The sequence below is a fragment of the Saccharothrix syringae genome (assembly GCF_009498035.1).
GTDB classification, from domain to species: Bacteria; Actinomycetota; Actinomycetes; order Mycobacteriales; family Pseudonocardiaceae; genus Actinosynnema; species Actinosynnema syringae.
Window position 1 is genome coordinate 6172906 of sequence record NZ_CP034550.1, and the last position, 15851, is coordinate 6188756.

General features: G+C 71.4%; 12 protein-coding genes and 2 pseudogenes. 5 read left to right on the forward strand and 9 right to left on the reverse strand.

All coding sequences use genetic code 11. The annotated features are described in order from the left end of the window. Positions 1-590: 590 nt before the first annotated feature. Positions 591-780, reverse strand: a pseudogene (locus EKG83_RS49775) (transposase); the annotation flags it as partial. Between the two features lie 678 nt (positions 781-1458). On the opposite strand from EKG83_RS49775, the gene EKG83_RS26330 reads away from it, so the two are divergent. Together EKG83_RS26330 and EKG83_RS26335 are read left to right on the forward strand one after the other, a co-directional pair. After that, positions 1459-3369 (forward strand): pentapeptide repeat-containing protein, encoded by a 1911-nt coding sequence (locus tag EKG83_RS26330; RefSeq protein ID WP_153278412.1) that lies wholly within the window; start codon positions 1459-1461, stop codon positions 3367-3369. 362 nt (positions 3370-3731) lie between these two features. Next, a complete protein-coding gene (locus tag EKG83_RS26335) occupies positions 3732-4328 on the forward strand; it encodes a hypothetical protein (RefSeq protein ID WP_153278413.1) in 597 nt (198 codons plus the stop codon). A gap of 23 nt (positions 4329-4351) precedes the next feature. On the opposite strand, the gene EKG83_RS26340 is transcribed toward EKG83_RS26335, so the two are convergent. From EKG83_RS26340 to EKG83_RS26355, 4 genes are all read right to left on the reverse strand, one after another. Continuing rightward, positions 4352-5020: a hypothetical protein gene (locus EKG83_RS26340; protein ID WP_153278414.1), complete on the reverse strand. Its 669-nt coding sequence runs from the start codon at positions 5018-5020 to the stop codon at positions 4352-4354. Positions 5021-5298: 278 nt separating this feature from the next. After that, positions 5299-5571, reverse strand: coding sequence for a hypothetical protein (locus EKG83_RS26345; RefSeq protein ID WP_033434924.1), 273 nt, complete (start codon positions 5569-5571; stop codon positions 5299-5301). A gap of 182 nt (positions 5572-5753) precedes the next feature. Next, positions 5754-6656 carry a hypothetical protein gene (locus tag EKG83_RS48280; protein WP_211269275.1) on the reverse strand — a complete coding sequence of 301 codons (903 nt, stop codon included), beginning with the start codon at positions 6654-6656 and terminating at the stop codon, positions 5754-5756. A 509-nt stretch (positions 6657-7165) separates the two neighbouring features. Further along, on the reverse strand, positions 7166-7303 hold the full coding sequence (locus tag EKG83_RS26355) for a hypothetical protein (protein WP_153278415.1): 138 nt from the start codon (positions 7301-7303) through the stop codon (positions 7166-7168). Between the two features lie 136 nt (positions 7304-7439). Here EKG83_RS26355 and EKG83_RS26360 point away from each other — a divergent pair, with 136 nt between their 5' ends. Next, the gene (locus EKG83_RS26360; RefSeq protein ID WP_051766848.1) at positions 7440-8855 is read left to right on the forward strand and encodes a pentapeptide repeat-containing protein; all 1416 of its coding nucleotides are present in this window, start codon (positions 7440-7442) and stop codon (positions 8853-8855) included. 262 nt (positions 8856-9117) lie between these two features. Then, positions 9118-9925, forward strand: a pseudogene (locus tag EKG83_RS26365) (transposase family protein). Between the two features lie 197 nt (positions 9926-10122). Here EKG83_RS26365 and EKG83_RS26370 read toward each other — a convergent pair. Then, on the reverse strand, positions 10123-12426 hold the full coding sequence (locus EKG83_RS26370; RefSeq protein WP_153278416.1) for a tetratricopeptide repeat protein: 2304 nt from the start codon (positions 12424-12426) through the stop codon (positions 10123-10125). A gap of 237 nt (positions 12427-12663) precedes the next feature. On the opposite strand from EKG83_RS26370, the gene EKG83_RS26375 reads away from it, so the two are divergent. Then, positions 12664-12963: a hypothetical protein gene (locus EKG83_RS26375; RefSeq protein WP_033434925.1), complete on the forward strand. Its 300-nt coding sequence runs from the start codon at positions 12664-12666 to the stop codon at positions 12961-12963. Between the two features lie 462 nt (positions 12964-13425). Here the strand turns inward: EKG83_RS26375 and EKG83_RS26380 are convergent, their stop codons facing one another. From EKG83_RS26380 to EKG83_RS26390, 3 genes are all read right to left on the reverse strand, one after another. Next, positions 13426-14766, reverse strand: coding sequence for a helix-hairpin-helix domain-containing protein (locus tag EKG83_RS26380; RefSeq protein WP_051766850.1), 1341 nt, complete (start codon positions 14764-14766; stop codon positions 13426-13428). A gap of 398 nt (positions 14767-15164) precedes the next feature. Next, positions 15165-15599 (reverse strand): hypothetical protein, encoded by a 435-nt coding sequence (locus EKG83_RS26385; protein WP_153278417.1) that lies wholly within the window; start codon positions 15597-15599, stop codon positions 15165-15167. Continuing rightward, positions 15592-15843, reverse strand: a complete 252-nt coding sequence (locus EKG83_RS26390) for a hypothetical protein (RefSeq protein ID WP_033434927.1) — start codon at positions 15841-15843, stop codon at positions 15592-15594. The genes EKG83_RS26385 and EKG83_RS26390 overlap by 8 nt, the downstream gene beginning before the upstream one ends. Positions 15844-15851 lie beyond the last annotated feature (8 nt).

The window sequence follows — 15851 nt, forward strand, 5'->3', positions numbered from 1 at the left end:
CCACCGGCACCTCAACCGCCAGCGCTTCGCCTACTGCTGCCGCGGTTACCTGCGGGCCAAGTGCACCCGACAAGGACAGAGGCACCGCGCAAGTGATCAACCGGAATCCCGCCTTCCCCACCGGGGTTGCGATGCGGACCGGCCCTGGCAGCAACTGCGACCTTATCGTCCGAGTGCCCTGGACCGCCTGGGTCGACCTCAACTGCTACCGCGCCGGCGAGACCGTCAACAGTGTCACGACCTGGTCCGCCGTGCGCTATGCACAGTATTTCGGATGGATCTCCGACTACTACCTTTCCGGTCGCGGAAGCGGTTACCGCTGTACGTAACAGGGGTGACAAGAGACCAGATACCGACTCCACCGTTTCGACGTAGAGCTGCATCCCGGAATGCCAACCCGACAATCCACCCGGTGAGACACTTCTGTGATTGCTAAATGGTGTTTGGTCGTGGCCGGGCGGCGGTGAGGAGTCGGAAGAGTCCGCAGCCGACGTAGCGCTCGAAGATGCGGATGATCCCGCGTCGGGTGTGGCGTCGGACGGTGCGGCGGGCGAGGCAGGCGAGGCTGCGTGGGTCGTGTCCGAGCCGGATCAAGGCGACGGTGTGGAGGGCCCCGCTGAGGCGGCAGTCTCCGCCGCGGTCGAGGCGGTGCCGCCAGGTGCCGCCCGATAAGGCCGGCAGCGGAGCGACGCCAGCCAGGGCGGCGAACGCGGTCTCGAAGTGGAGCCTGCCTGGCTGTGACCAGGCTTGTAATACGGTCGCGGCCACTACGAGGCCCACTCTCCGCCCGAGTGGCCGTCGGCGGTGAATCTGCACGTCGAGGGCGCCTACACCGCCGCGCGCCACGTCGACGGCACTGTGCCCACACCGCCGATGCCCTACCTGGCCCCCGTGTTGTCACCGACACCTACGAGCGAGGCCGGATCGCCGCATGCCTCAACTGGACCCGCCTGCTGCCCGCCGCCGACCCAGAGCACACCCGCTGCTCTCACCGGTGTCGGCGGTCCTGGTACGCAGCCGCAGGCAGCGCCAGGCCTAGCGCAACAGGTCGTGGACCGAGGGCGGGTCGACCAGCTCCCGCGGTGCCCGTTGACGAGCACGGGCGAGACGCTGTGGTGGTGCGACACGCGGCGGCCGAGGACGAAGAAGGGCCGCCAGGTCGGGGCTTCGGCCGTCGTGGCCCGCGAGGCCGGGTTCGCCGTCGAGCACGATGCGGGCAACCACCGGGACACCGCAGCCGGAAGGAATTCACGCTGGCGTCACCCGATCGGTCGACCCGTTGCGTCGTCACTGCCCGTGTCGCTTGAATCTTCGGCACAGGTGCTCGTTGAGCTGCGCCCCGAAGGCCAAGTCCACTTGGTTCGTGCGTGGGGCTGTTCGGGTCTGGTTTTCGGATCGCGCCGCATCCGGGGTTGCGGAAGCCGGTCCCGGTAGTGGTGGTGGAGTGGGCGGAGTCTGGTGCGAAGCGCCGGGCGGGTGGGTGGCGATGATCGGGGTATGAGTAATTCCGCTGCCCGTGAGGATCCACCCCGACGGTTCGATCCACCCGTCCTGCGGCCGGTGCTGTCGCCGTGGGTCACCGCGATGGTCGCGGCCTCGGCGCTGGTCGCCGCGGTGCTGGTGTTGGTATTGCTATGGCGGTGGGCCGACCGGCTCGGCCTGCCGCCGGACAGGGTGGCCACCGCGCAGCTGGAGGCGGTGAAGATCGCGGCCTCGGTGCTGGTCGCCGCGGGCGGGCTGTACGCGCTGTACCTGACCGCCCGCCGCCAGCGCACCCAGGAGCTGGAGCTGGCCCAGCGCGACCGCGTCCAGGAGCACGCCGAGCGGGTAGCCGACGATGCCCGCGACGACGCCCGCACCCGCCGCACCAACGACCTCTACGCCAAGGCCGTGGAACAACTCGGCTCCGAGCACCACGCGGTCCGCCACGGCGCGCTCTACGCGCTGGAACACCTCGCCCAGGACAACCCCGACTACCGAGCCCCAGTGGCCAAGGTCCTGTGCGCCTACCTCCGCAGCCCTTTCACCCCACCATCCGACGCCCCCACCACCGCCCGACCACTCGGCGTGCGCCGCCTGCCGCGACGCCACCGCGCCCACCGCCTCGCCGCACCACGCCCGACCACCGGCACACCACGACCCGGCCCGCACGTCAGCCTGCTGGGCCGCCACCAGGAACGCGAGGTGCGCCTGACCGCCCAACGCATCCTCGCCGACCACCTACGCCCCGGACCCGACGCCGACCACCCCGCCCCCACCTACTGGCAGGACATCGGCCTGGACCTCACCGACGCCACCCTCATCGACTTCGACTTCGCCCACTGCCGCATCAACAGCACCGCCACCTTCACCAACGCCACCTTCACCGGCGACGCCCGGTTCGACGAGGCCACCTTCACCGGAGCCGCCCGGTTCGGCGGGGTGAGCTTCGCTGGCGACGCCACCTTCACCAACGCCACCTTCACCGGCGACGCCCGGTTCGACGAGGCCACCTTCGCCGCCGCCTGGTTCGATGAGGCCACCTTCACCGGCGACGCCACCTTCACCAACGCCACCTTCACCGGCGACGCCCGGTTCGACGAGGCCACCTTCGCCGCCGCCTGGTTCAGCGAGGCCACCTTCACCGGCGACGCCACCTTCACCAACGCCACCTTCACCGGCGACGCCCGGTTCGACGAGGCCACCTTCACCGGAGCCGCCCGGTTCGGCGGGGTGAGCTTCGCCGGAGCCGCCCGGTTCGGCGGGGTGAGCTTCGCCGCCGCCGCCTGGTTCACCGGGGCCACCTTCACCGGCGACGCCCGGTTCGGCGGGGTGAGCTTCGCCGCCGCCGCCTGGTTCACCGGGGCCACCTTCGCCGCCGCCGTCAGGTTCGGCGAGGCCACCTTCGTCGGCGACGCCCGGTTCAGCGGGGTGAGCTTCGCCGCCGCCAGGTTCGGCGAAGCCACCTTCACCGGCGCCGCCTGGTTCGACGAGGCCGCCTTCACCGGCACCGCCACCTTCACCAACGCCACCTTCACCGGCGACGCCGGGTTCGGCGAGGCCACCTTCGCCGCCGCCGCCTGGTTCACCGGGGCCACCTTCGCCGCCGCCTGGTTCGACGGGGTGAGCTTCGCCGGCGATGCCTGGTTCGGCGAGGCTACCTTCGCCGCCGCCTGGTTCGACGGGGTGAGCTTCGCTGGCGATGCCTGGTTCGGCGAGGCTACCTTCACCGCCGCAGCCACGTGCCCTGGTACGCGGGTAGCGGTGAGGCGTGATCGGGTTGATGTCTGGATGGAGGGTTGGACGGCCACGGACGCCGAGGACGGTGAGTGGACTTATCTGGTCCCCGTGCCCGCAGTGCTGTCCACACCACCTGTCGACAGCCCTTGAAACCACCATCAGGTGGAGGCGGAGACACCGATCACGGCACCGCCATCACGGGCTCTGGCATCGACGCACGCTCAACGAGCGCCCTCGGGCACCGGTGACGCACTACCCGGCAACAAGCACACTCGGCTCCAACACGCGGCGCATCCTCCCGGCCGGTTCCCATCGCAGTCCGAACGGTAGGTCCGAACACCCGAAAAGCAGGTCCGGAACCCGAAGAGTTCACCCGGAACGGACAGCGCGGCGTTGGTCAGGGCGTTCGAGCCCTGCGCGCAGGAAGCCCACCGGGTGCTTCAAGTGCGGACCGGGGCGGTGTGCGCCAGGCTCGCCGAATGGATTCAGGCGCTGTCGAACCCCGTGTCCTGTTGATCGACTTGGAGAATAGTGTCGGCGCGGTGCGGCCGCGGCGGCGCGTTCTCCAGACCCGTGTGGAGGCGCTGCTGGTCGCGGCCGGGCCGGTGCACCACGCGGTCGCCGGGTACGGCGGGGCGGACCTGGCCGACGACCCGACGGCCTCGGTGCTGGCCGAACTGGGCGTGTCCGCGCTGCGGGTGACACCGGCGCCGGACGCTGCGGAGGAGGTGCTGCTCGCGCACGCCCGCCGCGTGCACGCGTCCCTCGGCTGCCGGGCGTTCATCGTCGCCTCGGGCGACCACCGCTTCGCCGAGTTGGCCGGAATGGGCCAGCTGGAAGTGGTGGCCTGGGACGGGCAGCCGGTCGCCGTGCGGCTGGAGGACGCGGCACACCAGACCCGGCGTGTCCCCCGGCCGGGCGGCACCGTCGCCGAGACGGGCGAGGCGGCCGACACGGTGCCGCCGGGCACCGGTGTCGGGGCCGAGGCAGCGGCGCCGGTGTCGGCCGTGGGCGGCGGTGTTCGGACGATGGCGGCCGCGCTGCTGGCCGGGATCGGTGTCGGTCTCGGGCAGCGCCTGGTCGACGTGCTGCTGCCCCGGCGGCGGTGAGACGGGTCGCCCGTGGGCGGCGGTCACCAGGACACGGGGTTGGTCGATGCGGGGTTGGTCGAGGTGGTGGGGGCCGGGGCGGTCGCCGGTCGGGCGGCGATGTTGGGTTCGCCGTACCGGGCGACGAGCTGGCGGCGGAGGTCGACGGAGTCCCGGCGGCTGGTGCAGGGCAGGGCCAGCCAGGACTCCCACGTCAGCCCGTCGCGGTCGAGGGTCTGCAGGCGGCGGAAGAACTGGTGGGTGTAGCCGATGAACACCGGTGCCCCGCCGTTGCCGAACAGCACGAACGCCACCTCGGCGCCGCGGCCGGGGTATTTGCCGTTGTGCAGGCGGTCGAAGCCGGTGTCGCCGCGCCAGGTGCCGTCCTCCCGGACCGGCAGGGTCTCGACCAGCCTGGTCAGGTTCTGCCGGTCGTAGGGGATCTGGGCCAACCAGCGCCTGCCGTGCCCGGTGACCCCCTCGGCCTTCGACCACGCCCGCACCTGCTCGTAGGCGGCCAGCATCCCGCGCCAGTCCAGCTCACCGGCCCGGTGGGCCTGGGCGACCCGGCCGATGAACTCCGCTTCCGCCTCCAGCATCGCCGCGGTGATCCGGGCCCGTTCCTCGCGCAGCTGCTCCACCCACGCGGCGGCGTCGTCGATCGCCGGTACCCCGGACGCCCACGGCGCGGCGACCGGCACCTCGGTAGTCATGGCGGCGAGGGTCGCAGCCGGGGCGTACCCGTGGACGTGCCGCTTCGCGACGACACGGCAGAACCACCCGAAAGGGGATTCGTCGCCGCGGGCGCGGGCCGTGACAACGCCTGCTGATCAGGCCGTACCTGCCCGGCGCGAACACGACCGGCGCAACCCGGCGGCGCGGGGTTCACGTGGATAAGGTTGCGAACGTTCGCGTCCCTGCTAACGACGCCGCTCCCGGCGCGGCACCGACGCGGCCGGGTAAGGCTCGACCGACACGATCACTCCGGTGCTCATCGGTCGCCCAGATGCCTGGCCAGCCGGTCCACTTCGCCCGCCAACTCCCGCAGCGCCTTCGTCTGTTCCACCACGGCGGCAGCCTGTGCGGCCGCCTGGTCGTGCCCGTGCCGCAGCTCGTTGTAGATCGCCATCAGCATGTCCAGTTTCAGCCGGTCCAGGGACGGTTCCGCTCCGCGCGCCGTGTCGTCGGTCTCCAGGATCTCCCCGACCGAGATGGCGAGGACCTGTCCCGCCTGCCGGTACGGGCTCGTGGCGTCGACGGCCAAGCAGCCGCGGGTGCGGATCGCGCTCCGGCCTGTCGAGGTCGAGTTCCGTCACAACGTCCTGGCTGGCGGCCGGGACGCTGTGACGGAGGCGCACGGCTGCGGCGCGCCGGCACGGCGGGGTTCCGTGCGACCAGCCGGCCAGCTGGCCGGTACGTGCGGCCGCGCATGTCAGAAGTCGGTGGTCAACGGAGGCGGAAGCTGTTCTCCGGGCGCCGTTCGGGCATCAAGCTGGGGTGGCTCAGCCTGCCGTTGGAGGCTGTGGCCAACCATCCCGCCCACCTGCCGATGAACTCGTCGAGGTCGTCCACGGTCAGCGGTGTGAACGGCCAGGCGAGTTGCCACTCCGCCACTCCGGTCCACAGGGCCTTGGCCGCCTCCGTGCCGGGGTCGAGGGCGAACGGGTCCTGTCGCACCGGGCGGTTGATCAGGGGCGAGACCATGAACGCCGTCTCGAACCACTGGTAGCTGCCCTGGCCGGTGGGGGCGGCGTCGCAGAACCACAACGAGTGCTCTCGTCCCTCGTAGCCGTGACTGTCGGCCGGGACGAGCAGATCGATCTCGGCGTGCGCGATCACGTCGAAGGTAGGGCGGTCCCACGAGCCCCACGCCGATTCCGCCGTCCGCGTGGGACCGGTCAGGGTGAGCACGGCCTGTCCCAAGTGGATCTCCCAGCCGCCACCGCGCACCGCCTGGACGACGGCTCCCGGGGCGTTGCTGGTCAACGCGTCTTTGAACGCGTCGGCGATCCTGGCGAAGCTGCGCGTGGCCGCCTCGAACAACCCCGCGCGCCGCTGCTGCTCCGACTGCGCCACGGACTCCGCTCGCACCGACGCGGCCTTGCGGACGGCTTGGGCGCGGTTGGCCTCCTGCAACGCGGCCAACCCAGGTGAGGCAGCCCGTTCGGCCGCGCGCTCCAGGCGCTTGACCAGGTTCACGGCGTTGGGGCGGGCCTGCGGGGACTTGTACAGGCACTCCTCCACCAACACGGCCAGTACCGCCGGGGCGGACACCAGGTGCGGCACGTCGCGCCCTTCTACAGCTACAGCTTCTTCGACCCGCTGCGACACACCGCGCTCGCCGTCCACGACGGGCCCGCACCGTTGGGAACCCAGGCCGATCTCGAGTACTGGTCGCTGCTGCGCTACGCGCGGGCACGGGCCCCCAGAGCAGACGGACCCGCCGCACGACCAGGCACGCAGCACCCAACCCCGTCCCGGCACGACACCGACACCGACACCGACACCCACCAACCGGGCCATAGTCGTGACCTGCTCGGATGACATGGTCTCCCGGCCGAGTGGACCCACCCGCACCGCCGCCCGCCCCCGCCCCGGCTACTGCTGGTCACGACAGCTCGTGCCGAGCGGCGGACGGGGTGTGGTGGACATACGTTCCCTGTCAAGTCAGCGTGTTGAGCCTGCGGAGAGATCCACGGGCATGCGCCACTCCGAGGTCACGTAGTCGAGCCGCAGCCCACGGACGAGCTGTCCTCGTGGGGAGAGGTCGGCCGGCGTCGATCCGTGCCAGGCCCATTCGCAGCTCAGTCCGGAGCAGAAGGGCGCGACGCAGCGCGATCGTGTGGATCCGACCCTCATCACGCCGTGTTGTGCGCCATGATCGACGCGCGGTGGACGCCGACCAGGACGGGTGGGTAACGGCGGTCCGAATCGCCGAAGTCCTCGCGCCTCACCTGGCCTGACCAGATCGGCGCGACCTTGGCGGTGGACCTCATGCGAACACCCGCCATCCGGGTGTCGATGCGGGGAGTCCGGGACGGCGGCGGGGGCGGAGCGGGAATCTGGGGCGTGATCAGAATCAGGCGTCGGCCCCATGCGCGGCGGCTACCGGCGGTGTCGTGGTGGCGGTCGGTGTTGGTGATCGTCGTGCCGGTGGTGGCCGTGACCGCCGGCGCGGTGCTGCTATTGCTCCGAGTGCTGGACACGGGCAGTTCGACGGGCCGGTTGGAGCTGATTCGCACAGCCCTGGCGGTCGGCGCCGGGACCGGCGCGATCATGACCCTGGTGCTGGCCTGGCGGCGGCAACAGGCCACCGAGCACGACGCCGCCGAACGCCGGCTGACCGAGCTGTACCTCAAGGCCGTCGAACAGCTCGGCTCGGACCAGGCCGCGGTGCGCCACGGGGCGCTGTACGCGCTGGAACGCGTCGCCCAGGACAACCCCGACCACCGCCAGGTCGTGGTCGACGTGCTGTGCGCCTACCTGCGAGCACCCTTCACCCCTCCTCAGGACAGACCCGGCGCGCGTCGGCTGGGCGGTGTCGGCGGATCACTGCGCCGCAATCCGGCCCGCCGGATCACCTCCACCACGGCCCTGCGCCGCACCATCCTCACTCCACCCGTCACCCTGCCCGGTGACGAGCTCCGCCGCCAGGAGCGCGAGGTCCGGCTCACCGCGCAACGCATCCTCACCCGCCACCTGCGCCCTGGCGACAACTTCCGAACGTCCGTCCCCATGTTCTGGCCCGGCCTCGACCTCGACCTCACCGACGCCGTCCTCATCGACCTCGACTTCTCCGGATGCCACCTCCGCGTCGCCCTCTTCGACAAGGCGACGTTCACCGGCGAAACCTGGTTCGAGCAGGCGACGTTCACCGGCGCCGCCACGTTCGGCGGGGCGACGTTCACCGACTACGCATGGTTCGAGCAGGCGACGTTCGCAGCCCACGCCTGGTTCGTCGGGACGACGTTCACCGACGACGCCAACTTCGAAAAGGCGACGTTCGCAGCCCACGCCTCGTTCGGCAGGACGAGATTCACCGGCGACACCCGGTTCGACCGGGCGACGTTTATCCGCGATGCCAACTTCGAAAAGGCGACGTTTACGGGCGACGCCTCGTTCGACGGGGCAACGTTCACCCGCAGCGCCCGGTTCCGCTGGATGCCGCGTTCCCGGGACACCGACCACGGCGCCCGGTTCGACGGAGCGACGTTCACCTCCTACGCCCGGTTCGACCGGACGACGTTCATCGGCACCGCTTCGTTCGGCAAGGCGACGTTCACCCGTGGTGCCGACTTCAGCGCGGCCAGGTTCTATGCGCGAGCCACTTGGGAAGGAGGGTGGTTCGAGCGCGTTGCGGTCATGACCGGGGCGACGGCACGCACAAATCCTGGTGAGATGACCGATCAGGATGCGTCGGAGTGGCCGATCGGATGGACCACCGCGAACAACGTCAGCACTAGATGGATCGGCGACTGGGGCGCTATGGTCCCCCAACCTGTGGTTCTCCCGGCTGCGCGACCTCACCAGGCGACTCCGGTGCCGTGACGATTCCGGCGGGTTCCGGAAGCGTCGAGCCAGCGAACGTGCTTGTTGACCAGCCGCGCTGACAGGTGTGCACAGCGTGGCGGCCGATACTCCGTTCGGGCGGTCGATATTCCACTCGACCGGTACAGTGAGGTTTTCTCAGCGAAATAGCTGGCGGGTCGATCACGATCTGGTGGCAGGTGGGCTCTGACCTGCGGAAGGACGTGAGCCCCTGGTAGGAACAGATCTGCCGAGACCATGTTCCGTCAACCAGAGGCTCACGATGGTGACCTATTCTGCCATGCTCGACGTCCCCCGTCCTGTGATCGAGTTCCTGGCCCGCCTGCTCGCCGCCCACCGTCGGGCGATCGGCACCCCGTCCGGCAGTCGGGTGTTGGGCCCGTTCCGTCAGGCGATGCTGGTCCTGCGTTGGTTTCGTGACCGCGAGCGGGTTCATCGTCTGGCGGTCGACGTCGGGATCTCGCAGGCCACCGGCTATCGCTATCTGCACGAGGGCATCGACGTGCTGGCCGAGCGGGCGCCTGAACTACACGATGTGCTCGACCGTCCAGCACGACGAAGGACTGCCCTACGTCGTGCTGGACGGCACCCTGGTCGACTGCGACCGGGTGGCCGGGGTGACCGAGAACGGCAACGACCTCTGGTACTCCGGCAAGGGCCACCGCTTCGCGGGCAACATCCAGTTCGTCGCCGCGCCCGACGGCACCCCGCTGTGGGTGTCCGATGTGGAGCCGGGCTCGTTCCACGACCTACGTGCCGCCCGGATCCGCGCACTGCCAGCGTTGTACAAGGCCGCCCGCGACGGACTGCCGGCCTTGGCCGATGTCGGCTACACCGGAGCAGGCGCCGGTGTGCACACCTCGATCCGACCGCACCCGGACATCCCCAGCCCACTGCATGTCGACAACCGCACCCACAACAAGCTGCTGCGCGGCGTCCGCATCCGCGGCGAACGCGCCGCCGCGGAACTCAAACAGCGCTGGCACGCTCTACAGCACGTCACCATCAGCCCCAGCCGCATCGGCGCCATCGCCAAAGCCGCACTCGTCCTCAACAACGCCTGGCGCTGACTTTTGCTGAGAAAACCTCAGTGATTTCCTTTCACGTCAACGTGTTGAGCCGGACTTCGGCGCAACAGCCTTCCTGCCAATTCGCTGGTCGACGTCACGCCAGTTGACGGCGGGCAGGTAGGCGCAGCGATGCCATCGGCACTTGTGCGGCCGAGGGCATGGGGTTCAGCGGCGCTTTGGGGCAACAACTACAGGCGTTACACCTCGATGCCGGGGCTCTGCTGCTCCGCCTTTCCCCGCCAGCGGGCGAGGTTGTGGCGGGTGGCCAGGGTGTCGGGGTGGTCGGGGCCCAGGACGCGGAGCCTGTCGGCCAGCACCGTCTCCAGTGCGGCCATCGCGCCCGCCGGGTCACCGGCCCTACCCCGCCAGCAGGCGAGGCTATGGCGGGTGGCCAGGGTGTCGGGGTGGTCGGGGCCCAGGACGCGGAGCCTGTCGGCCAGCAGCATCTCCAGTGCGGCCATCGCGCCCGCCGGGTCACCGGCCCTACCCCGCCAGGAGGCGAGGCTATGGCGGGCGGTCAGCGTGTGAGGGTGGTCGGGGCCCAGGACGCGGAGCCTGTCGGCCAGCAGCATCTCCAGTGCGGCCATCGCGCCCGCCGGGTCACCGGCCTTCCCCCGCGAGAAGGCGAGGTTGTGGCGGGTGGCCAGGGTGTCGGGGTGGTCGGGGCCCAGGACGCGGAGCCTGTCGGCCAGCACCGTCTCCAGTGCGGCCATCGCGCCCGCCGGGTCACCGGCCCTACCCCGCCAGGAGGCGAGGCTATGGCGGGTGGCCAGGGTGTCGGGGTGGTCGGGGCCCAGGACGCGGAGCCTGTCGGCCAGCAGCATCTCCAGTGCGGCCATCGCGCCCGCCGGGTCACCGGCCCTACCCCGCGAGAAGGCGAGGCTATGGCGGGTGGCCAGGGTGTCGGAGTGGTCGGAGCCGAGGTGGGTGCAGGCTTGGTAATGCAGGGCGTGCCAGTAGGTGGTCGCAGCGTAAACCTGACCGGTCTTGCCCAGGGAGTTGCCAGCACGGACGAACACGAGGTGCAACGCGGGGGTGAGCAGCATGGGGGTGGTGTGGGTATGGAGAGTGTCGGTGCCGGAGCGTAGGGCCTGTTCGAGGTCGGGGTTGGTGGTGTCGTTCTCGGGCCAGACGGTGTGCAGGGCGTCGGCGGTGGTGTGGGCGAGGGTGTGGAGCCGGTCGGGGGTGAGGGTGTCGCGGACGGCGCGTTGGACCAGGGCGTGTACGGCGACTGTGCGTGCGGGTCGGTCGGGAGTCAGGGTGATCAGGGAGAATCGGTGCAGTCGGGTTAGTCCGTGGTGGACGTCGGTGGCGGTGACCTCGCGTCCGGTTCGGGTGGTGAGGTGGTCCAGGACGGGCCGGGCGGTGAACACCGCGAGTGGGGTGCCGTTGGGGTCGAGCAGAGCGGCGATCTCCAGCAGCGGCCGTACCAGGCCACCGCCCCGGGAGCCGGTGGTCCTGCGTACCCGGGTGAGCAGGCCGCGCCACCGGGAGGTCGTCGGTGACCTGGTGTCGTCGGCCCGGTCGGCGTGTTCGATGGACAGCGACCAGGTCGCCGCGACGGTGAGCTGGTGGTCGGGCAGGGCGTGTTCGGGCGGGGTGAGCTCGGCCAGGGTGCGGCGCCGGTCGGCCAGCATGGCCCGGTAGTCGGCGACGCCGAGCAGGGGTTGGTCGGTGAGGTAGGCCGCGGCCTGGCCCAGCGCCAACGGCAACCACCCCAACTCCGCCGCCAACCCCTCCAGCTGGTCCCGGTCGGTGCCGTCGGTGGTGCCGGTCAGGGCCTCGGCGAGGTAGGCCACCGCCTGGTCGGGGGTGAACACGTCCAGCTCGATCACCCGGTGACCGCCCTGCGTCAGCGCCGCGTCCCGCAACCGACTGGTAATCACCACCCGGCCGGACGGCACCGCGGGCGGGTCCAGTCCCTTCAGGGCGGCGGGGTCCTGCACGTCGTCGAGCACCACCAGCCACCGCCGCGACGTGCCCGCCAGCCACTCCCGGAACAACCCCGCCGCCCGCTCCGGCGGGCGCTCGCCGATACCCGGGTCCCGCTCGACCAGTACCCGGGCGGCGGCCTCGGCATAGGCGGTGACCACCGCGTCCCGCGACAACGCCGACACCCACACCGCCACGTCCAGGTCCGGGTCGGACCACACTGACCAGGCGTACTGGGCGGCCAGCTGGGTCTTGCCCACCCCGCCCAACCCCGACACCACCACGCCCGCCCGCTGCCGGGCGCCGACCAGCACGGCCGCGCGCCCCTCGGTCAACGTTTCCACCAGCACCGCCTGGACCTGCCGCCGCTGCTGGTAGTGCTGCGCCGGTGTGGGCGGAATCCCCACTCGCACCGGCCATGTCACCCGCACCTGACCCGTCTGGTGGACCGCGATTCGCACGTCGCGCACGTCCCGGCCGGCCTGCACCGCCACCCCGAGCTCCGACACGGTCGCGTCCTGCCGCACCCTCGGCACACCACCGTCGTCTCCGGAGCCTTCGCCCGTCACCACACGCACCCCGTTCCGCCCCGCCGGATCGACAGGCCACCGGGCATACCATCACCCCCGCGCAGCGACCCACACCGCACAACTACGGTCACAGCCGACCACCCGATACCGCGATCACGGCCCGCGCAACTTCCGCGAACCGGCCGACGACCAGGCACGACACCCGGAACACACGCCACTCCGCCACGTTGCAATTCCCTCTCGACGTGCATCAACACGCACATCCGATAGGGAAGGATGCCTCCCGGCCACGTCCGGGCGTTCCTCACCCGTGCCCAGGTCGCCGCCGTCCTGGGCGTCGACACCGACCAGGTCGACCGGTGGGCGGTCGACCGGAGCATCCACACCGGGGACGCCGTCTCCCCCGTCAACCCCGAGAGCACCGGCCGGTACGTGGCCGCCCGCTACCGCGACGGCAACCTGCCCTGGCCCGGTCCGGACATGATCGAACCCTGCTACGTCGGCATCGCCCACCTCGACGAGCGCGTGCCCCGACCCGACTGGGCCCGCGTCGTGCCGGCGTTGCGCAACGTCTGATCCCCGGGCCGGCCCCGAACATCGGAATGCAGCTCCGTCGTGGAATGCAGCTCCGTCCTGGTGATCGCGCGGCCGGTGACGAGCCCAGTCCCGGCCCGTCACCGGCCGCGCACGCCGAGTCCGGCCGGTGTGCTGGAACACGGCCGGGTGCCGGCCGCCGCCGTCGCCGAGGCCCTTTGCGGGCACACCGCGACCACCACGGCGGCCGCGACAACGGTCCGAGCTCCACCGACGGCGCTCGGAGCGCACGGGCCGGCGCCGGGACGGTGATCCGCGACCCGCCGACGGCCAGGAAAGCTCCGGGCGTGAGGCTGCGGGCGACCTTCCTGCCGCTGTCGCCGGCCGGACGGTGACGCGCCCCGGCCTCCGAGCACCGGCCGGCGGCCCTTGTCCCGGCCGCGACGGCCTGTCGACCGGGTGGGTCGGGGCCGTCGTCGTGCCCTCCGCGTCGACACCGGTCGTCTACCGGAAGTTCCTCGCCGTCGTGCCCGCCGCGCGGGGATCGAGCAGACGCAGTTGGTCGGCCAGTACGCCGAGCGGTCCGCTCGCGGTGTCGAGCATGCCGCGCACGAGCAGGGCGCCGGCGTCGCGGGCGTAGGGGCGGCTGGCACGCCACAGGCCGGGGCCGACGGTGACGTTGAGCATGCCGGTCTCGTCCTCCAGGTTGAGGAAGACCACGCCGCCGGCGGTGGGCGGCTGTTGGCGGTGGGTGACCGCCCCGGCGACGAGCACGCGGGTGCCGTGCGGGAGGTGGCGCAGCCGGTCGACGGGGACCGCGCCCAGCGTGGCGAGGTGGGCGCGCAGCAGCTCGACCGGGTGGCTGTCGGGGGTGATGCCGGTCCAGCGGATGTCGGCCGCGACCAGTTCCCACTGCGACATGCCGGGCAGCGCCGGTGCGCCCGCCGCGGCGGTGCCGGGCAGCGTGCCGGGGGTGCGTTCGCGGGCGGCGGCGCCGGCCTGCCACAGCCCGGTCCGGCGGTCCCCGGTGAGCTCGTCGACCGCGCCCGCGCTCGCCAGGGCCTCCAGGTGGGCGGTGGACAGGTCCGCGCGCCGGGCCAGCTCGCCCAGGCCGTGGTAAGGGCCGTCGGCCTGGCGGGCGGTGACGATGCGGTCGGCGGCCGCGTCGCCCAGGTCGCGGATCGCGGCCAGCCCGAGCCGGACCGCCTGCCCGCCGCGGCTGTCGGGATGCGGGTTCAGGGTGGCGTGGGCCAGGGCGGTGTTGACGCCGGCGCGCAGGATCCGCACCCCGTGGCGGCGGGCGTCGGCGACCAGCGACTGCGGGGTGTAGAAGCCCATCGGCTGCGCGCGCAGCAGCGCCGCGCAGAACGCCGAGGGGTAGTAGAGCTTGAGCCAGGCGCTGGTGAACACCAGGTGCGCGAAGGCCAGGGAATGCGACATCGGGAAGCCGTACCCGCTGAACGCCTTGACCTGGCCGAAGATCCGGTCGGCGAGTTCGCCGGTGACGCCGTTGCGCGCCGCTCCGGCGTAGAAGCGCTCGCGCAGGCGGTCCATCTTCGCCGAGGCCCGTTTGGAGCCCATCGCGCGGCGCAGTTCGTCGGCCTCGCCCGGGGTGAAGCCGGCGACGTCGATGGCGACGCGCATGACCTGCTCCTGGAACAGCGGCACGCCCAGGGTGCGGTCCAGCGCGTCGGCGAGCAGCGGGTGCTCGTGGCGCCACGGCTCGCCCCGGCGGCGTCGGAGGTAGGGGTGTACCGAGCCGCCCTGGATCGGGCCGGGCCGGATCAGCGCGACCTCGACCGCGAGGTCCCAGAACGTCTCCGGGCGCAGTCGTTTTTCAACCACCGGCGGCAGGGGCGTGCCTCCGACGTGGACTGTAGCGACGCGTACATGTCAGCCAAGTAGATGTCGCTCGCACGGCGTGTTGTCGTGTCGAAGTCGGTCACACCGCAGCGGTCGAACGAGCCGTGCAGTTGTGTGACCGCCGCGCTGGCAGCGCTGTAGAGCCGCTCGCAGTCGGCGAGGGTGGCCTCACGCGCAGCACCAAGTCCGTTGTACCTGGCGTTACCGGATCGTTGTCGCGTGCTGCGGCGACTGCGGCGTCACGCCAGGTGCACCACGCCCGGTCGCGCTGTGGTCCGGCAGCAGCGAGTGGGTGCGGGTCGCCGACGGCGCCGTAGCAGTGGCCGCGCAGCACGGTTTCTGGCGGGTGTCCTCCCTGCTGGCCGGTGGGCCGGTGCCGGTCACGGACCCGGCGCTGCGGTGAGGGCGGCCAGCACAGCCACCAGTCCGCAGATCGTCGCGACGGTGACCACCCCGAGGCCCACGTTGATCACCTGCTGGCGGCGCCGCGCCGCCCTTAGGAACTGCTCGACTACGTCGTCGTAGTCGTCGGGGCTGATCGCGAGGCGCTGCCCTCGCACCGCCCAGGAGAACAGCAGGGTAGCCGCCAAGAAGGCGAAGCAGGCGATCGCCAGTAGCACCGCCTTCCAACCGGCGAAATTCGTGCCCACCTTCAGGAATCCGGCCAGCGACAGCAGCACCCCGATCGCGGTCATCGCAGTAGTCGCCATGATCTTCGCGAACCCGGTGACCACGTCGTTGGACGTCTTCATCAGGTGCCAGGCGAAGGCCCGCTTGTCCTCGTCGTCATGCCCGACCGGCAGCACCTCACTCATCGGTCGTGTGGATTACGCGGCGGACCAGGTACGGCCGGCGCCAGGACGCCGACGGTGGCGAGAACGCCAGCTTCGCGGCACCGTTGCAGACCTCGCAGCGCAACCGCAGCGGGACGGGCGCGGGCAGCGTGCCGCCGCCGGTGTCGAACCCGAAGACCGGCGAGTTGTTGCCGGACACAACGACCTGGTGCGGGTGCCCGTTGAGCTCCACGTCGACCGTGCAGACGGTCTCCTCCGACGCCATGCGCCCTC